Below are 19,621 nucleotides of genomic sequence, written 5' to 3'. Positions count from 1 at the left end.
CGAGAGATGTTGTCAGATTTACTTTCAAAAACACAATCGAGTGGTTATTTCATTATACGGGCTTTAAAGTTACGTCCTTTCATTTTACCCATTTGTAGCTGCTTTAGCGCAGGTTTAACAATGTCGTGCTCAACCGCGACATAAGAAACCATGGCTAGGATAGTAATCTTACCAATTTTCTTACCGTCTAAGCCCGCTTGTTTAGTTAGCGCACCTAAAATATCACCAGCGCGAACCTTTTGCTTTTTTCCGCCAAGGATCTGAATCGTCTGCATCTTTGGATAGAAAGCTCGCTCAACTGGCTTCTCTGGTAACTCTGATGCATTGATTGCAATATCCATGTATTCATCAATACGCGCTACACGGTATTCTTCTTTCTCACTGTAGAAGCTAAATGCTACGCCTTTCGAACCTGCTCGGCCAGTACGGCCAATACGGTGTACGTGCACTTCTGGGTCACGTGACAACTCAAAGTTAAACACAGCATCTAGGTTATCAACGTCAAGACCGCGAGCTGCTACGTCAGTCGCCACAAGAACAGAGATACTCTTATTGGCAAACATTGTCAGCGCTTGTTCACGTTCGCGTTGCTCCATATCACCATGAAGCTCAACCACGCTAAAACCGCGGTGACTTAATTCATCGGTTACGTTTTGTACTTCTTTCTTAGTGTTGCAGAACACAACTGAAGATTCTGGCTTATGGGTAAGTAGCAGAGCTTCTAGTGCATCATCACGCTCTTCTGTGGTATTCAGTTTGAAGAAACGCTGTTCGATTGTGCTTTTTTGGTGCGTTGATTCAACCTTGATCATTTCTGGGTTAACCATCACTTTGGTAGCCAAAGAGTCGATGTTATCGGGGAAAGTTGCACTAAACAGCAGGGTTTGGCGTTTAGCCGGTGCTGCATCAATGATGGTATCAATCGCGTCTTCAAAGCCCATATCCAACATACGGTCCGCTTCGTCCAGCACTAGGGTATTTAACTCATCAAGATTGATACGGCCTTTAGACATGTGATCAAGAATACGACCCGGTGTACCGACTAAAATATGCGCACCGTGCTCAAGTGAACCAATTTGTGGCCCTATTGGCATACCACCACACAGTGTTAGCACTTTAATGTTATGAATACCGCGCGCTAATGTGCGGATCTCTTTCGCTACTTGGTTTGCTAGCTCTCGCGTTGGGCAAAGAACCAAAGTCTGTACACGGAAACGCTTCACGTTAAGGTTGCTTAATAGGCCTAATGTGAACGTTGCTGTTTTACCTGAACCCGTTTTACCTTGGCCGATAACATCTTTGCCAGCTAATACCATCGGCAGTGCTTGCTGCTGAATAGGCGTCATCTCTGTGTAGCCAAGGCTATCAAGGGTTTCAGTCAACTCAGGTCTTAGGTTCAGTGTTTTAAATGAAGTTGTCACTATTTTATCCTTTAAGGATGTGTTAACCAAAGTTCGGCTAACAACAAAAACAAAAACCGCTTCCATAACGAAGCGGTTTGAAAATCGGTTGAATCGTTACTCAGCCCTATCGAATTCCGTGTAGGAACTCGTGTCTTGTAGCTGGGTTCGATTTGAAGATACCACCAAGCGCTGTTGTGGTTGTTTCGCTAGTCGCATCCATGACACCGCGCGATTTCACACAGTAGTGCGTTGCATCAATCGTTACGGCTACGTCGTCTGACTCGAGCAAGGTTTGCAATGCCACAAGGATCTGCTGAGTCATTCGCTCTTGCACTTGTGGGCGCTGAGCAAAGAATCGAACAATACGATTGATCTTTGATAAGCCGATGATTTTACCGCGAGGGATGTAAGCTACTGCTGCGCGGCCATCAATCGTCACCAAATGGTGCTCACAAGTACTGGTCACGGTGATCTCTTTGACGCGTACCATCTCGCTCACGTTCATCTTATTTTCGATAACCGTGATTTTAGGGAAATTTGAATAGTCTAACCCTGAGAATATCTCATCAACGTACATCTTTGCGATACGTTGTGGTGTTTCTTCAAGGCTATCGTCGGTAAGGTCAAGTTCTAACAGAGAAAGAATCTCACGCATATGGTGTTGAATTTTCTCTTTTTTCTCATCTCGACTGAGCTGATTAGGCGCCATTGGCGTTTCCAATCCTCGTTGCTCTAGCGCATCTTTAACTAACTTCGCTGATTCGCTAAGACCTAACATACCACTTCCTCTTACTTTACCCCTTTCGGATGGCAGACAAGGATACTCGGATTTATCAATAATTACACCCATATTTTATCGGATGTCATTATTGCACAAGGCTTTCTGTGGTAAAGTGACCGGATTATCTGACCATAATAAAAGAGTAGGATTTTGATATGGGCTGCTGTGACGCTCCTGGCTTGATGCCGATCGAAGATGCGATGGAAAAAATGCTGTCGCCAATTAAACCTATCCAAGCGACCTTACAACTCCCACTAGCCGAAGCAATTGGCTTTGTATTAGCTGAAGACATTTTATCCCCTATTTTCGTTCCTCCATTCGATAATTCCGCAATGGATGGATACGCTTTGCGTCTCGCGGATTTGGCGCAAAACAATGTTATGCCTTTAGCGGGTAAGTCATTTGCTGGTCAACCATTCCACGGTGAATGGCCGCTCGGAACTTGTATTCGCATTATGACTGGCGCAAAGATCCCTGAAGGCTGTGACGCGGTGATCATGCAAGAGAACACTGAAGTGACCGATGCAGGCATTCAGTTCAACCAAACGGATGTTAAGCCGCAAAATAACATTCGCCCAATGGGCGATGATATTGCTCAAGGTGCGACAGTACTGGCGAAAGGCGCTCGTCTAACATCGCGTGATATTCCGATGATCGCTACCCTTGGTATTAGTCATGTAACCGTAGTCCGTAAGCCACGTGTTGCATTTTTCTCAACTGGTGATGAGCTAAAACCATTAGGCGAAACACTTGCGGAAGGCCAAATCTACGATAGCAACCGTTACGGCATTAAGCCGCTTATCGAAAACTTCGGCTGTGAAGCGATCGACCTAGGCATTATTCCTGATTGCCCAGAAACGCTAAAAGCGACATTCGAACAAGCTCAAACACTGGCTGACGTGGTTGTAACGTCTGGCGGTGTCAGTGTGGGTGAAGCCGACTACACCAAGGACATTCTTGAACAACTTGGTCAAATTGGCTTCTGGAAACTTGCGATTAAACCAGGTAAACCTTTTGCCTTTGGTAAACTTTCTACCGCTTGGTTCTGCGGCCTACCGGGTAACCCTGTTTCAGCAGTTCTCACCATGTATGTGCTTGTTCAACCATTATTGGCGAAGCTAGCCGGCCATACTGAGTGGAAAGCACCTGAATCGATTCCTGCCATTACCAAAAGTGCATTTAAGAAAGTACCTGGTCGTACTGACTATCAACGTGGCATCTACTCAATTGAGAATGGTCAGTTTGTGGTTGAAACGACGGGTAACCAAAGCTCTGGTGCATTCCGTTCAATGAGCTTGGCAAACTGCTTTGTAGTTCTAGAGCGTGAACGTGGCCGTGTTGAGGTCGGTGAAACCGTCAACATTCAGTTGTTTAACTCAACGTTATACTAGGAGCATCCATTGGAGATTCTATCTGACCAAGAGATGCTGCGTTATAACCGCCAGATCATCCTTAAGCAGTTCGACTTTGATGGCCAAGAAGCACTTAAACAAAGTTCGATTTTGATTCTTGGTGCTGGTGGTTTAGGCTGCGCATCCAGTCAGTATCTAGCAACGGCTGGTGTCGGTAAACTTACCTTAATTGATGATGACGTCGTTGAGCTATCAAATTTACAGCGCCAAGTACTCCACCACGACGGCGACATTGGTGTTAAGAAGGTTGATTCTGCAGCTCAATCATTGAAGCAGTTAAACCCACACATCAATATCGAAACTGTCGACAAACGCTTGTCGGACGATCAACTAGCAGAACTCATCAAGCAGCACACATTAGTACTTGATGCGTCAGATAACGTCGAGACGCGTAATCAGCTGAACAAGTTGTGTTTTAAATCGAAGACACCATTGGTTTCCGGTGCTGCGATTCGTATGGAAGGCCAAGTCAGTGTCTTTACCTACCAAAATGAGAGTGAGCCATGCTACCAATGTCTTAGCGCCCTGTTTGGTAACGCGGCCTTAAGCTGCGTTGAAGCGGGAGTTATGGCACCCGTTGTCGGCATCATCGGCGCTGTGCAAGCGATGGAAGCAATCAAAGTCATCGCCAACTACGGTACACCTAAAAAAGGCAAAATCTTAATGCTAGATGCCATGAACATGTCTTGGCGGGAAATGAACTTAATGAAGATGTCAGGTTGCCCTGTTTGTAGCAACAACTAATCTATTGTGCGAGTTAGACGTTTGGCTAACTCGCCCCTGAGACAGCGATAACAGCAAATAGAGGCTAACTTCTTAGAGGCCCGTTTACTCGCCTTGCAAATATCTACACCGAGAAATAATATTTAAGTTAACTTTTCACTGTACAGCAACAAGTTAGTTCGTATTTCTGTGCCAGAACATCGCATAAACAACCAAGGAAACAGTGCTCTGACAATGAATAATCCCAAAGTATTTACTCTTATCCTAATTTTTACTTTTGTATTACTTATTGTTGTATTAAAACTTCGCCCAGAGAAACAATCCGTCACCATTCAAGCAACGGTAATCAGTCAAACTCTGACGCAGTCACTTGATGGGCATCGACGATTTGTCAATGTTGTGACTGACGACCAACAACAATTGTTAGTACCCACAGACCCTAAACTTGACTGTCCGAGAGGTTCTATCGTGTTACTAGAATCAAAGCAAAGTCTGTCATCTAAGCTAACATCGTATCAATTAATTCAGTGTCTCGCGGCGCAACAACAGAATAACCAATGAAAGGACTCAATATGAACCCATTAGTTACTCCTCAATGGCTATCTCAACAGCTAGTATCAAACCCGAATTTGGTTATTTTGGATGCGAGCATAGACTTTCAAATTCCTGGCGAAGTAGAGAAAGATAAAACCAACCTTATCCCCCAAAGCCTAAGGTTTGATTATGACAAAGAGTTCTGTGACCCTGACAGCTCCCTTCCCCATATGATGCCTTCAGAATTGCGATTTAACACACTCGCACAGCAGTTAGGCATTAATGATGAATCGACCGTCGTTGTTTACGATAATAGCGGTACATTTGCGTCCCCGCGCGCATGGTGGATGTTCAAAGCGATGGGTCATAAAGAAGTATTTATACTCGATGGCGGCTTAACCGAATGGAAAGCACAACAACTCGATCTTGTACAGCAATATGCAGATGTGCAATCTCCGGGTAATTTCCAAGGCACCCTAGATGAGCGTTTTTTTGTCTCTGCTTCTTTCGTGGTTGATCAGATTAATAACCCAGACAGCCTTACGGTTGATGCCCGTTCTAGAGCGCGATTTAACAAAGAGGTTCCAGAGCCGAGAGCCGGTTTACGCAGCGGCCACATTCCAAACTCTACCTGCCAGCCTTTCGCTGAGTTGATGAATCAGCATAAACTCAAAACTGCACAAGAATTGACTCCTATTCTATCCAGTTCACTTTCACGTAACGTCGACCACACCATTTTTAGCTGTGGCTCCGGGGTTACCGCCTGTATTGTGCTGCTCGCTGCAGAGGTGTGTGGTTATAGCAACTTTTCGGTTTATGACGGCTCTTGGACCGAATGGGGACAACGCCAAGATTTACCTATCGAATAAATGAAAAGCCTCGGCGAAATGCCGAGGCTTGATTGTGACTTACTGTATTTCTTTGTTCATCACTTCCACGAGGCTGCCTGTAGGATCACCCGATAATTCCCAAGTAAAAATACCACCTAGTTTCGATTTTTTTGCCCACTTTGCTTTCGCTTTGATTGAACGTTGGTCTTCAAATGAAATAAACACTTTCTTCTCTGGATTCCAGAGGTATGGTGCTTGCGCTCGCTCGTCATACTTGTACTCGTAGCCTTGTTTGTCGCCATAGTTGTTTACAAGATCCCAGAACATGAAGTAGCCATTTTCGCCCGTACCAAACTCAGCACCTTTCTCAGATACTAAATCACCTTTCACATTCTCTCCGTCAAAGTCTTTAGTACCCTGCCAGCCCCGACCATAGAAAGCGGCGCCGATCACCAGCTTCTCACTTGGAATGCCCTGCTCTATCATTTGGTTAATGAACACATCGCTTCCCATACCCCACCAGCTATTGTCTGTCGCATGCAAATTAGTCATATGTCCCGTTTGTTGACCCCATCCACCAAGATAGTCGTATGTCATAGCAAACATGTTTGTTAAGTATTGGCTGGCTGCTTTCCAGTCAATTTGCTGTGCTTTAGCACCGACTCCAACAGCGGTTGAAAGCTCGTAATTACGCTTTGTTTTATTTGCAAGCAGATCAAGGTCGGCTCTAAGGGTTTGGACCAAATGAGTAAAGGCTCTTCTTTCAGTGGCTTTCTGTTCATCTGATAATTTGGTCGCAGGATTCCAAGGCGACGTTGTTAAACCACCACCGCCAGGGTACTCCCAATCTAAATCAATGCCGTCGAAGAAGTCATATTTAGCAATAAGCTCAACAGCCGTTTTAGAGAAGTGCTCTATCGCTTTTGGATCCTGCGCCATTGCATGGAATGGCTCAGACATCGTCCACCCCCCAAAAGAAGGTAAAATAACGATTTCAGGGTAGTCTTTTTTAAGCTGTGCAAGTTGAGCAAAGTGGCCTTTATAATCAACCTTGACCGAAACTGGGCCAAAGTCTTCGTTTAGAGCCGCTTGTTGATCGACGACGATGGCAGTAAATGGCTCTTTACCTTCACAGTGCTCTGCCACTTGTTTTTGAATCCCTTCACTAGCACCTTCATGCGGGCCACACATACTTAAAAACGCGTAAATAATATGGGTGAGGTTTTCTGCAGGAATATCTTTAACTTGGTATGGATTATCAGGATTGTTGTATTGCCAATCAGCAAAGTATCCAGCAACTACTTTATCTTGTGCATGAGCAGATACACCCATAATACTAGCCAAAGCGGCAGCAGCGATTGTCTTTTTCATTATATTCTCCTTGTTAACTTGACTACTAATTAATCAAGGGAGAATAATTTTTGCGTCCAAACAAAATAGAGATGCGAGCAACCTAATGCCTTTTTTATTGCTATTGCACAGGTTGCAAAGCAACATATTGAAACGCTAGTTATTTCATTTGTTCGTCTAGGTTCAGCACCGTCAGAGCATTACTTACGCTGGTCGCAATCACATCAATCACGCCAGTTCTTAATGCACCTAGCAAGGCTAAAGGTTTACTGTTCTCCGCTGCGATTGCGATTACCTCTGCAATCGGTCGAAACTCCTCGATGCCTAGACCAATCACTCGGTCACTCATCACCGTTTTTGCCGTACCGCCATGAATATCGAAAAAGTCGTAACCAGCAAAGTCGCCAACTACGCCTTGCAACATTCTAGATTGAACAACTTCACCAGCTGTGAACCAACCTAAATCGACCATATAGCTGTTTTCACTCATATCGCCAATACCGACCAAAGCAACATCCGCTTTACGCGCCAGATCCAATGTCTGCTTAACGGTGGCATTTTGCATGAATGCCATTTTTTGCTCGCGATTTTCAGCGTAAGCCGGTGCATACAGCGTTTCTGATGACCCACCATAGCTTTTGGCAAACTGGCGACAAATGTGGTCTGCGTTGAACATACCGCCTCTTGGGTGAATCCCGCCAATCCCGCAGACAAACTTAACATCGCGCTGAGGAATAACCCCTACGTGATGAGCAACCGCTGATACATTTCGCCCTTGTCCAACGGTCACAACTGAGCCGCTTTGAATCGAGCTCGCCATATATTTAGAAACTAAGCCCGCGACTTGAAGACGTTGCTGCTCTTCACTTGGTTGGTCAAGAGCGACCAATGCACGTTTAACGCCAAAGCGCTCAATCAATCTTTGTTCAATTTTGGCACTAAATACCGGGTGATACTTTACCGTGATCTCAACTATACCTTCATCGCGCGCCTGCTTAAGCATTCGCCCTACTTTGGCACGTGATACTGAAAACTTTTTAGAGATCTCTTCTTGAGTCGCACCGTCTTGGTAATACGCGACTGAAATTTCAGTCAATAGATCGGTGTTATCGTCAGACATCTCATTGTGAATCTTACTCATAACTACAGCATTCCTAGCTAAAAACAGCACGTAACATATGTTCAAGGGTGTAGCATATGTCATAGTGATAATTAATACCATCATTTGCTCACAGGCAATACAAATTCTCAGCCGTAAATTTAATCGCTTTAAATCGTCCTCACGCCCTTATACAGCTTGGCAAACGTTTAATTCGTTTAATCACACATCTGACCTTAAAAAATCCTTGATGAATGTCACCATATCCCTGTTTAACCAATTGACATTCTGGGTGGATAATATAATTATGGACCCATCATTTACTCAACATGAGAGCAAATGTTCACAACATCTGCTCTGGTGCTGAAATTTCGGGTTAGTTGATTTCACAAGCATCGTTATTACTTGAAGAGATCGACACCACGCTTGCAATTGCACAAGTCATATCAGCTAAAGTGGTATGACGGCTTATTAAATAGGATGATCGGAATGAGCAACAAATTAGAGCAACTTCGTAAACTAACGACTGTAGTAGCTGACACTGGTGAAATTGATGCAATCAAAAAATACCAACCAGAAGATGCAACAACTAACCCTTCTCTAATACTGAAAGCAGCTCAAATCGAAGAGTATGCACCTCTAATCGATGCTTCAATTGAATACGCTAAAGCGCAAAGTGACGACAAAGCACAACAAGTACAAGACACTTGTGACATGCTTGCGGTAAACATCGGTAAAGAAATCCTAAAAACTATCCCTGGCCGTATCTCTACTGAGGTAGATGCTCGTCTATCTTACGATATGGAAGGCAGCGTAGCGAAAGCACGTCAACTAGTTAAAATGTACAACGATGCGGGTATCACTAACGATCGCATCCTTATCAAACTGGCTTCTACTTGGGAAGGTATTCGAGCAGCTGAAATCCTAGAGAAAGAAGGCATCAACTGTAACCTTACTCTACTATTCTCTTTCGCTCAGGCTCGTGCTTGTGCTGAAGCTGGCGTATTCCTAATCTCTCCATTCGTTGGTCGTATCATGGACTGGTACAAAGCGAAAGAAGGTCGTGACTTCGAAGCATCTGAAGATCCAGGCGTAATCTCAGTAACTGACATCTACAACTACTACAAAGAGCACGGCTACAACACTGTTGTTATGGGCGCAAGCTTCCGTAACATCGGCGAGATCCTAGAACTTGCAGGTTGTGACCGTCTAACTATCGCTCCTGCTCTTCTAGCTGAACTAGAAGCTGCTGAAGGTGAAGTTGTAGAGAAGCTAGTTGACTCTAAAGGCGCTAAAGAACGTCCTGCTCCAATGACTCACGCTGAGTTCCTATGGGAGCACAACCTTGACGCTATGGCAGTTGAGAAAGTTGCAGAAGGTATCCGTAACTTCGCCGTTGACCAAGGCAAACTAGAAGACATGATCGCAGCTAAGCTGTAATCACACAGAATTAAAAAAGGGGAACGTTTGCGTTCCCCTTTCAATTTCCAATCCAATATTTAAACACTGGTAGTTATTATGGACCGTAAATATTTAGCTAATGCTATTCGTGCTCTAAGCATGGACGGCGTACAACAAGCAAACTCTGGCCACCCAGGCGCACCTATGGGTATGGCTGATATCGCTGAAGTTCTTTGGCGTGATCACCTAAACCACAACCCGTCAAACCCAGAGTGGGCTGACCGCGACCGTTTCGTTCTTTCAAACGGCCACGGCTCTATGCTGATTTACTCTCTCCTTCACCTAGCAGGCTACGAGCTATCAATCGAAGATCTGAAAAACTTCCGTCAACTGCACTCTAAGACTCCAGGTCACCCAGAGTACGGTTACGCACCAGGTATCGAAACAACAACTGGTCCACTAGGCCAAGGTATCACTAACGCTGTGGGTATGGCGCTTGCTGAGAAAACTCTAGCAGCACAATTCAACAAAGAAGGCCACGACATCGTTGACCACTTCACTTATGCATTCATGGGTGACGGCTGTCTGATGGAAGGTATCTCTCACGAAGCATGTTCTCTAGCGGGTACGCTAGGCCTTGGTAAGCTTATCGCTTTCTGGGATGACAACGGCATCTCAATCGATGGTCACGTTGAAGGTTGGTTCTCTGACGATACACCTAAGCGTTTTGAAGCGTACGGCTGGCACGTAATCCCAGCAGTAGACGGCCACGACGCAGAAGCAATCAACGCGGCTATCATCGCAGCTAAAGCTGACCCTCGCCCAACTCTAATCTGTACTAAAACTATCATCGGTTTTGGTTCACCTAACAAGTCTGGTTCTCACGACTGTCACGGTGCACCACTAGGCGCTGAAGAAATTGCAGCTACACGTAAAGAACTTGGTTGGGAGCACGGTCCTTTTGAAATTCCGTCGGAAGTCTACGCAGAGTGGGATGCGAAAAAAACAGGCGCAGCTAAGGAAGCAGCGTGGAACGAGAAACTTGCAGCTTATGAAGCAGCATACCCTGAGCTGGCAGCTGAATTCAAACGCCGCGTAAACGGTGAACTTCCTGCACAGTGGGAAGAGAAAGCAAACCAAATCATTGCTGATCTTCAAGCTAACCCAGCAAACATCGCATCACGTAAAGCGTCTCAAAACGCACTAGAAGCGTTCGGTGCTATGCTACCTGAATTCCTAGGCGGCTCTGCTGACCTTGCACCTTCTAACCTAACTATGTGGTCTGGTTCTAAGTCTGTTTCTGCTGAAGATCCAGCAGGTAACTACATCCACTACGGTGTACGTGAATTCGGTATGACAGCGATCATGAACGGTATCGCTCTGCATGGTGGTTTCGTACCATACGGCGCAACGTTCCTAATGTTCATGGAATACGCTCGTAACGCAATGCGTATGGCTGCTCTGATGAAAGTTCAGAACATCCAAGTGTACACGCACGACTCTATCGGTCTTGGCGAAGATGGCCCAACTCACCAACCAGTTGAGCAAATTGCATCGCTACGCCTGACTCCAAACATGAGCACATGGCGTCCATGTGACCAAGTTGAGTCTGCAGTAGCTTGGAAACTGGCTATCGAACGTAAAGACGGCCCAACGTCGCTAATCTTCTCTCGTCAAAACCTTGCACAGCAAGAGCGTAACGAAGAACAAGTCGCTAACATCGCTAAGGGTGGTTACATCCTGAAAGATTGTGAAGGCAAGCCAGAGCTTATCCTTATCGCAACAGGTTCTGAAGTTGAGTTAGCAGTTAACGCTGCGGCTGAACTAACCGCTGAAGGTAAGAAGGTACGCGTAGTATCTATGCCTGCAACTGACGCATTCGACAAGCAAGACGCGCAGTACCGTGAATCTGTACTTCCATCAGACGTAACGGCACGTATCGCTGTTGAAGCTGGCATCGCTGACTTCTGGTACAAGTACGTTGGCTTCGGTGGCAAGATCATCGGTATGACAACGTTCGGTGAATCTGCTCCAGCAGGTGAACTGTTCAAGATGTTCGGTTTCACCACTGAAAACGTAGTGAACACAGCGAAAGAGCTTCTAGCTTAATCGACGTTGTTTCTGACATTAAAAGCCCTGCTGACTAAAGCGGGGCTTTTTTATTGTTAATGAAACAGTTAAATCCAAACATTAAGAAAGTTTAATGTTTCATAAATACTCACTGAAGGGTGCATAGTGAATAATTAAACCTCCTAATATTTAAAGAGTTTTTCGGTTTACCCCCTAAATCGTTATGGCTCGCATTAGTCACGCGAGCCCTCTTTTTCCTCACCATCAAGATGTACAAATCGGATATGATAATCACGAAAAGATAAGGAGCGACTGTGAAACTGCTGATCATTGAAGACGACCAAACCACACGAGAATTTGTTGCTAAAGGGCTACAAGAACATGGCTATATTGTCGACCACGCAACTGATGGCAACGAAGGATTGATGATGGCGCTCAGTGGCGAGTATGACCTAGTGATTCTCGACCGAATGCTTCCTTATCTTGACGGTATGAAAGTACTCTCCGCTATCAAAGCAACCCAAGAGAGTCTGCCGGTACTGATTTTAAGTGCCATGGATAGTGTCGAAGATCGCGTTGATGGCCTTCAAGCAGGCAGTGACGACTACTTAATCAAACCCTTCGCATTGGCAGAGCTGATTGCCCGAGTCGATATCATCATTAATCGATCTCAACGCCAGTCTCGTCCGCAAACCTCACTGAGTTATGACTGTTTAGAAGTATAGGAACAAAGCGTCGACCACCAAAGAAACCAAGCGCCGCAGGGAGTTTAATAGTATGGAAGCGGTTATATAAAGTTGCCGCGACAATACCCATCATAATCCCGGTAAACGCACTCACCGCCGCCTTAGATGCAACGACTTCTGATGAGCTCATCTGCTCTACAGGCACCCCAGTGATTTGGGATATAACGTTCACATTGCCAACGATCATTTCGACGATCAGTAAACCAAGTAAGCCCGAAAGTGCCGCCGCACCGTTGTTGTCTTTAGCTAATCCATAAGCGACACCCACCGCGAACAACCACGCTTGGTTGTCCATGATTCCTTTACCGCCATTCACTAAAATACTGGCAATGGCGTTGTTTGCGCCCCACCCGGCTGGATCAATCGCGTAACCCAAACCAAGCATTAGACCACCCGCAGGTAGTACGGCTATCGGCACCATCAGTGCCTTACCGATTTTTTGTAAGTATCCTAAAATGTTCACCTTTTATCCTCTTAGGTTAATTGTTATGTCCCATGAGTAATGAAAAGTGGATTAAGCCTCGGTTGAGGCAAGATTAAGGTTTGTTAATGTACAAGTGCTAAAGATAATCAAAAAAAGAGCCGCAAAATGCGGCCCTCAATAATTCGTATTTTCCGAATAATCCTGAGATTACTCTTTACCGAATACGTTGTTCTCTTGCTCTTGTACGCGGATGAAAGTCGTACGCTTAGTTAGCTCTTTAAGCTTTGCTGCACCTACGTATGTACACGTTGAACGTACACCACCAAGGATGTCAGAGATAGTGCCGTGAACAGAACCACGGAATGGTAGAAGTACGGTTTTACCTTCAGCTGCGCGGTACTTAGCAACACCACCTGAGTGCTTGTCCATTGCAGACTGAGAAGACATGCCGTAGAACTTCATGAACTGCTTGCCGTCTTTCTCTACGACTTCACCGCCTGACTCTTCGTGACCTGCTAGCATACCGCCTAGCATTACGAAGTCAGCGCCGCCGCCGAATGCTTTAGCAACGTCACCAGCACATGAACAGCCACCGTCACCGATGATCATGCCGCCAAGGCCGTGCGCTGCGTCACCACATTCGATGATTGCAGAAAGTTGTGGGTAACCAACACCAGTTTTAACGCGTGTTGTACATACAGAACCTGGGCCTATACCGACTTTAACGATATCTGCACCCGCTAGGATTAGTTCTTCACACATGTCGCCAGTTACAACGTTACCTGCAGAGATAACTTTGTTCGGGAACTCTGCACGAACTTTCTCTACGTACTCAACTAGGTGCTCTGAATAACCGTTCGCGATGTCGATACAGATGAAGATTAGCTCTTCAGATAGTGCCATGATTTGCTTAGTTTTTTCGAACTCAGCTTCAGACGTACCTGTAGAAACGAATACGTTGTTTAGTGTCTTCTTGTCTGCGTTCTTAACGAAGTCAGCCCATTGCTCTACTGAGTAGTGCTTGTGTACTGCTGTCATAACGCCGTGCTCAGCCAATGCTGCTGCCATTTCAAAGCTTGCTACCGAATCCATGTTCGCAGCGATTACAGGCACACCAGACCATTGACGACCGCTGTGCTTGAATGTAAAATCGCGGGTTAATTCAACTTGAGAACGACTTTTAAGAGTAGAACGCTTCGGGCGGAATAGTACATCTTTAAAGCCTAACTTAAGTTCTTGTTCGATACGCATGATAAATTTTCCTGTAATCAAATTTACGTGTCGTGCGTTTTCGGTAAACGTTGGCAGACGCTTTACTGAGTTTCGGACACAAAAAAACCGGAGCGTTGGCAGACGCTCCGGTTTTCAGCATTATAGGTCGCGATTTAATTCTCGCAAGACTGATATTTTCAATTTTTTTGTGATACAGTTCGGTTAAGTTGCATACCTAGCCCACCGCAACTCGTTCCATTTTCAACACTTTCCCCTTTAAAACAACCACTTAGCTCAATTCATGTAAAACGTTTGCGCAATCCTTTTCGTCTCACTATTGAAAGTATATTGACCAAACAAACCGTTCTTTACCTGAAAACACGAAAATATCACCCAAAACTGCCCCTTTAGACTCATCATTAAATAACAAAAACATGTACTGTTCGGCTAAATTTTAGGCACTCGACACGTTTTTCTTCGCTTTAACCTTCAAGGCACAAAATCGAGATACAAAAAAAGCAGAAGCCGTTTCCGACTTCTGCCCTTTATTTTGCGTAACAGAATTACAGTTTAAAGAACGATAGCTGTGCTTTCTGCTTCTCGGCTAATGCTGATAGCTCGTTACTTGCACTTGCGCTTTGGCAAATACCAGATACGTTTTGGTTCACTAGCTCAGACATGTTGACCACATTGCGGTTAATGTCTTGAGTCACTTGTGATTGCTGCTCTGCGGCTGTCGCTACTTGGGTGTTAGCGTCGTTGATGTTGGTCACCGACTCTGTAATACCTTGTAGTGCGCTGTTGGCTTGCAGTGCTAGCTCGTTGTTCTTCTCTAGCATTTCTAAGCTTAGCTGCATGCTGTCATTAGCTAGGCCAGATTGCTTTTGTAGCTCTTCGATGATCGCTTGGATTTCACCAGTCGACTCTTGAGTACGTGCTGCAAGCATACGAACTTCATCGGCTACTACAGCAAAACCACGACCAGACTCACCGGCACGCGCTGCTTCGATTGCCGCATTCAGTGCTAGTAGGTTAGTTTGCTCAGATACGCCGCGAATTACTTCAATCACGTCGTTGATTTGCTCTGACTGCTCTTTTAGCGTTAGAACCACACTCGCTGCTTCGTTAAGTGCTTGACCCATTTGAGCGCTCGCTTGGTTGCTCTCTTCAAAGATCTCTAGGCCAGATTTTGCTAGTTGGTCTGCTTCACGCGCTGTTGAATCCGCTAGTTGAGCGTTATCGCTCACGTTGTCAGCTGTGCTTGATAACTCATTAACTGCTGAAGCCACTTGTTCGATTTCAGCTAACTCTTGCTGCGCGTTTGCCTGAGCTTGAGTCATTACCGCTGCAAGTTCTGTTGATGCAGAAGCCACCTCTTCACTGATGCGCGCTAGCTCATTCACTGTCGAATGCAGTTTTTCTGCAGTCTGATTAACGTCTTCACTTAGGTGTGCAATTTCATTATCGCCGTCGACATCAGCGCGAACAGATAGATCGCCTTCAGCAATCTTACGCATCACTTCTTGTAGGCGTTGAATTGGCGTCACAATCATGCCAGACAAGATCCAAGCAACCAGTAGCGAAATCGCCAGAACCGATAACACAAGAATCATCGCAAGGTTTTGTACCTTTGCGTTTTGTACTGCACTGTTATCCATTGCAGCTGACGCGAACGTATTTACTTTCGCAGATAGCTTGTTGATGCTTTCAACCATCTGGTTGCCAGAATCACGGTATTGAGCGATAAAGTTTGAGTATTCCTGTTCGCTCACTGAACCCTGATCACGGCGTGAAAATAGCTCAACAGCGCGGTTAGAGAATTGAATGTAGTTTTCAATTGCGCGGCGCACACCATTAACATCGTCACGAAAAGTATCGCGACGCGCCATCATATCTAGGTCTTTCTGAATTTGAGCTAAACCTGTTTTCAGTTCACTCAGAAACACCTCACGGCGTGATGAATCGTAAATCGCATAAACTGCACTGATTCGTAATGGGTATACTTGGTCATCAATCTGAGCAAGTTTGTCTTTATAGAACACCAATGAATCTGTGTTTGAAGAGATAATTTCTTGTTCTGCTTCAAGATTATTCTTAGTAATCCATAGAGCAATGAACAGTGCGAAAGTGGTAAATAGTACAGGTACCAGTACCTGAGTTCGAATAGACAAGTTTTTAAGCGATAATTGCATTATTTTTCTCAATCAAGTTTCTTTTGATTTCATCCTTGATCTGGGAATATTCCCACAACATAAAGGGCGCGGAGTCTAGCACAATTAGCAGCTGAAATGACAAACAACCTTTTAAAAAATCGGGATTTTTTTTATAAACCGTTTGCGTAAGCTCCTATGCCTTAGATTCCATATGCAACCGATTTATAAAGCATCTCCCAACATCCCACTTTGACCCAAAACAAAAAAAGGCCAAGCAATGCTTGGCCAATTAGCTGAACTTCAGGCAGTTCGAGTTAGAAATCGTAACGAATACCCGCTTGTAGCTCGTCTTCTGTATTGTCTAGCTGCTGGAACATGTAGCCTACATACGTGCGCAGGTTACCGTTAAACTTGTGTTCCACTTCTAATGCAATGTGATCCGTTGTATCTGTGTTATCTACTTCTTGATAGTTGTACACAGCAATTAGAGATGTTTTACCTAGCTTGTATTTCGCGCCAAGCTCGAACATGTTCGCATCGAACTCTTGGTTTGCTGTTACTACCGTACCATCACCGTAGATTGCAGCTAGCGTTAATGCATCTAGCTTGAAGCTCACACCAAGGTTGACCTGATCTTCAGACTTATCACCTTGATCCTGAGTTGTATAGCCGAGACCTAGGTCAAGACCAAAGTCAAAACCATAAACCGCTGATAGGCCGAAGCTGTCGTTATCTTTCTGGTCAGACGCGATGTAGTTAGCTTTAACCTTAAGTGCTTCAAAGTTACCTGAGTAAACGAAGTTATTCTCACGCTTATCTTTGTTCGCGCCAATAAGGTCAGCTGCCGCTTCATCAAACGTGTTCATTAGATCGGTGAAATCTGTAACCTGAACCTGTGCAGAGTCTTGCTTACCGTAAGAAAACTCACCAAAGTTAGTACCGAAACCTGCGTATACGTAACGGTTATTGATGCTAGAGCTAGAGTCTGTATCAACTTCCGCTTCATATTTACCAAAGCCATACAAACCGTCAGATAACTCTGTCTTACCTACAAAGTTAAAACGTGCACGAGACTTGTCATCAAATGAGCTGTCTGTTGCTGACTCGTTCTCATCTGAAATATTGAAACGCGCTTCTGCACGACCGCCAACTTTTAACTCTGTGCCATCTGATTTGTAAACTGTCGCTGCTAGTGAAGAACCTGATACTAGGGCTGCAAATACTGCTGACGCTACCGCTGCTTTTTTCATCTTATTTACCTTGCATTTATAATGAGCTTCTATGCTCGAACTGTGTGATGCGAGATAAATTAGAGGGATAGCATTAAGCTTTAATTGCTAACCCATTACGATTAGATGGCGATTAAGTGTATGAATTATTACAGATAGTACTATTTAGCCTGCATATTCACTCACTTGCTATCGTTCGTCTTTTGATGAGTCCATCACTACCATGGTGGTGATCGATTGGACGTGTTCACACTCGCCAAGAACATCAGCGTGAAACTTCTTATAGCTAGGTAAGTCACGGGTCTCTACCCGGAGAAGGTATTCGTTAGCGCCAGTAATGTTATGGCATTCGACCACTTCATCAACGAACTGGACGTGTTGTTCGAACTCTAGTTGTGATTGCTTGCGGTGACTCGATAACCCGATAGAGACGTAGGCAATGAAACCGACACCAAGCTGACTACTATCAATCAGTACACGGTAACCTTTTATCACGCCCTGTCTCTCTAGTTCTTGGACACGCCTTAAGGTGGCAGAGGCAGATAATCCTATCCTTTCTGACAGCTCTACATTGGAGATTCTTCCGTCTACTTTTAGCTCTTGCAATATTCTTTCGTCAAACCTATCCATAAATAGCCTTTATTGCGTAAAGTTCCCTTAGAGTTCGAATAAAAACATAAAACTGTTCAAAAATCCACCTAGTATAAACGTGACCGGTCAGAACACCCTTTTTCACGCAATTATCTTGCGTTTGTTGAACTAGTAAGGAAATCACTATGGAATTCGAACAGCTTAGCGCACTGGTGCTATTTGCTTTTGTCTCTACGTTTACGCCCGGTCCAAACAATTTAATGCTGATGACTTCCGGTGCTAACATCGGTTATATGCGCACCCTGCCCCATATGAGTGGGGTCGCGTTCGGGTTTGCCTTTATGGTTCTTATCGTTGGGCTTGGCTTGTCGTCAGTTTTCACCGCTTATCCGCTTACTCATACCCTTCTTAAATACATTAGCTTGGCGTATTTGGTCTACTTAGCCGCAAAAATCGCGCTCAGTGGCCGCGCCAAAGATGTTGACGATTTTAAACCAATGAGCTTTTTTGGCGCGGCGAGTTTCCAATGGGTCAACCCAAAAGGTTGGTCAATGGCATTGAGCTCAGTCACCCTATACAGCAACGGCGGCGGTTGGTTTGAGCTGGGTATTATTTCGCTGACGTTTCTGCTTGTGAACTACCCATCAGGCACCTTTTGGATTTTGGCTGGGCGCGAGCTACAACGCTGGCTAACCAATTCATTTCGTGTTCGTGCATTCAATATTTCGATGGCGGCGTTGCTAGTGGGATCTACCCTGCCGATGATCTAAACGGTCAATAATGTAAATTTGTTTAAAGATGCTATTCAATTTACGACTCTGTTGTTAAGCTAAATGCAAACAAGAACAATTATCGAGTCGTAATATGAAAAAGCCATCACCTAAACAAGTTGCTGTCGTCGCTACTGAGTCCATCACACCTAATATGCAGAGAATCACATTCCAGTCAGATTGCTTACGTGAGTTCCCTGCCAACTGTGAAGGTAGCTACATCAAGCTGTTGTTTACCCCGTCAGGCTCTACTGACCTATCGGCAATGGGCCCACACGACAGACCGGTTATGCGTACTTACACAATTCGTCAGTTTGATGCCCAAACGAGCACTATCGAAGTCGATTTTGTAAAGCATATTACTGAAGATCTCCAATGTGGCTTCGCTGCTCGTTGGGCGATGGATGCAAGTGTGGGTGACACCATGTCTATTGCTGGTCCTGGTGCGATTCAAGATATGAACACACAAGCCGATTGGTTCTTTATGACGGCAGATATGACCGCATTGCCAGCCCTATCAGCCAAGATCAAACAATTGCCTCGTGATGCTAAAGGCTACGCCGTCGTTAAAGTGATTTCTGAGCAAGACATTCAACCTTTAGACGTACCCGAGCAATTTGCTGTGCATTGGGTATTTGAACAAGACGACCTTGCTGAATCAGCGCGTCAATTAAAGTGGCTTGATGGTAGTGCTTCTGTTTGGTGTGCGTGTGAGTTCGATTCGATGCGTGCACTACGCCAATACTTCCGAAATGAAAAACAGGTAGAACGCGAAAATATCTACATCAGTAGCTATTGGAAACAAGGCGTTGCAGAAGATGGCCACAAGGTGATCAAACGCAAAGATGCTGAAGAACAAGAAGCTTAATGGCAAAACATTTAGGGAGAATACT

General features: G+C 45.0%; 16 protein-coding genes and 2 pseudogenes. 9 read left to right on the top strand and 9 right to left on the bottom strand.

Annotated features, from left to right (window positions below; all coding sequences use genetic code 11):
• Positions 1-44 precede the first annotated feature (44 nt).
• Positions 45-1,421, bottom strand: coding sequence for an ATP-dependent RNA helicase DbpA (gene dbpA / locus ACU01J_RS08570; RefSeq protein ID WP_481085304.1), 1,377 nt, complete (start codon positions 1,419-1,421; stop codon positions 45-47).
• A 106-nt stretch (positions 1,422-1,527) separates the two neighbouring features.
• The gene (gene folE, locus ACU01J_RS08565) at positions 1,528-2,181 is read right to left on the bottom strand and encodes a GTP cyclohydrolase I FolE (protein ID WP_481085303.1); all 654 of its coding nucleotides are present in this window, start codon (positions 2,179-2,181) and stop codon (positions 1,528-1,530) included.
• Positions 2,182-2,339: 158 nt separating this feature from the next.
• Between folE and moeA the strand changes: the two genes are divergently transcribed.
• The 4 genes from moeA to ACU01J_RS08545 all read left to right on the top strand — a co-directional run bounded on the left by moeA (position 2,340) and on the right by ACU01J_RS08545 (position 5,722).
• Positions 2,340-3,575, top strand: a complete 1,236-nt coding sequence (gene moeA / locus ACU01J_RS08560; RefSeq protein WP_481085302.1) for a molybdopterin molybdotransferase MoeA — start codon at positions 2,340-2,342, stop codon at positions 3,573-3,575.
• Positions 3,576-3,584: 9 nt separating this feature from the next.
• Positions 3,585-4,340 carry a molybdopterin-synthase adenylyltransferase MoeB gene (gene moeB, locus ACU01J_RS08555; protein WP_481085301.1) on the top strand — a complete coding sequence of 252 codons (756 nt, stop codon included), beginning with the start codon at positions 3,585-3,587 and terminating at the stop codon, positions 4,338-4,340.
• Positions 4,341-4,553: 213 nt separating this feature from the next.
• Positions 4,554-4,880, top strand: a complete 327-nt coding sequence (locus ACU01J_RS08550) for a hypothetical protein (protein WP_481085300.1) — start codon at positions 4,554-4,556, stop codon at positions 4,878-4,880.
• Positions 4,881-4,891: 11 nt separating this feature from the next.
• A complete protein-coding gene (locus tag ACU01J_RS08545) occupies positions 4,892-5,722 on the top strand; it encodes a sulfurtransferase (RefSeq protein WP_481085299.1) in 831 nt (276 codons plus the stop codon).
• A gap of 39 nt (positions 5,723-5,761) precedes the next feature.
• Here the strand turns inward: ACU01J_RS08545 and ACU01J_RS08540 are convergent, their stop codons facing one another.
• Entirely contained in the window at positions 5,762-7,054 is a 1,293-nt protein-coding gene (locus ACU01J_RS08540; protein ID WP_481085298.1) for a glycoside hydrolase family 18 protein, read from the bottom strand.
• Positions 7,055-7,193: 139 nt separating this feature from the next.
• The gene (locus tag ACU01J_RS08535) at positions 7,194-8,174 is read right to left on the bottom strand and encodes a sugar-binding transcriptional regulator (protein WP_481085297.1); all 981 of its coding nucleotides are present in this window, start codon (positions 8,172-8,174) and stop codon (positions 7,194-7,196) included.
• Between the two features lie 447 nt (positions 8,175-8,621).
• On the opposite strand from ACU01J_RS08535, the gene tal reads away from it, so the two are divergent.
• The 3 genes and pseudogenes from tal to ACU01J_RS08520 form a co-directional block, all read left to right on the top strand.
• Positions 8,622-9,572: a transaldolase gene (tal, locus tag ACU01J_RS08530; RefSeq protein WP_481085296.1), complete on the top strand. Its 951-nt coding sequence runs from the start codon at positions 8,622-8,624 to the stop codon at positions 9,570-9,572.
• A 78-nt stretch (positions 9,573-9,650) separates the two neighbouring features.
• Positions 9,651-11,642, top strand: coding sequence for a transketolase (gene tkt, locus ACU01J_RS08525; RefSeq protein WP_481085295.1), 1,992 nt, complete (start codon positions 9,651-9,653; stop codon positions 11,640-11,642).
• A gap of 275 nt (positions 11,643-11,917) precedes the next feature.
• Positions 11,918-12,325: pseudogene (locus ACU01J_RS08520) on the top strand (response regulator); the annotation flags it as partial.
• On the opposite strand, the pseudogene ACU01J_RS08515 reads toward ACU01J_RS08520, so the two are convergent.
• The 5 genes and pseudogenes from ACU01J_RS08515 to ACU01J_RS08495 all read right to left on the bottom strand — a co-directional run.
• Positions 12,321-12,812: pseudogene (locus ACU01J_RS08515) on the bottom strand (PTS transporter subunit EIIC); the annotation flags it as partial. The pseudogenes ACU01J_RS08520 and ACU01J_RS08515 overlap by 5 nt on opposite strands.
• A 168-nt stretch (positions 12,813-12,980) precedes the next feature.
• A complete protein-coding gene (locus ACU01J_RS08510; RefSeq protein WP_481085294.1) occupies positions 12,981-14,024 on the bottom strand; it encodes a GMP reductase in 1,044 nt (347 codons plus the stop codon).
• 524 nt (positions 14,025-14,548) lie between these two features.
• Positions 14,549-16,177 (bottom strand): methyl-accepting chemotaxis protein, encoded by a 1,629-nt coding sequence (locus tag ACU01J_RS08505; RefSeq protein WP_481085293.1) that lies wholly within the window; start codon positions 16,175-16,177, stop codon positions 14,549-14,551.
• Positions 16,178-16,452: 275 nt separating this feature from the next.
• Entirely contained in the window at positions 16,453-17,388 is a 936-nt protein-coding gene (locus ACU01J_RS08500) for a porin (protein ID WP_481085292.1), read from the bottom strand.
• A 168-nt stretch (positions 17,389-17,556) separates the two neighbouring features.
• Entirely contained in the window at positions 17,557-17,997 is a 441-nt protein-coding gene (locus ACU01J_RS08495) for an Lrp/AsnC family transcriptional regulator (RefSeq protein WP_481085291.1), read from the bottom strand.
• 146 nt (positions 17,998-18,143) lie between these two features.
• On the opposite strand from ACU01J_RS08495, the gene ACU01J_RS08490 reads away from it, so the two are divergent.
• Positions 18,144-18,728 carry a LysE family translocator gene (locus ACU01J_RS08490; RefSeq protein ID WP_481085290.1) on the top strand — a complete coding sequence of 195 codons (585 nt, stop codon included), beginning with the start codon at positions 18,144-18,146 and terminating at the stop codon, positions 18,726-18,728.
• Between the two features lie 94 nt (positions 18,729-18,822).
• A complete protein-coding gene (locus tag ACU01J_RS08485) occupies positions 18,823-19,596 on the top strand; it encodes a siderophore-interacting protein (protein WP_481085289.1) in 774 nt (257 codons plus the stop codon).
• Positions 19,597-19,621 lie beyond the last annotated feature (25 nt).

The sequence above is a fragment of the Vibrio sp. 2433-A1 genome, assembly GCF_056726085.1.
This window is presented reverse-complemented; position numbering and strand designations above follow the sequence as displayed.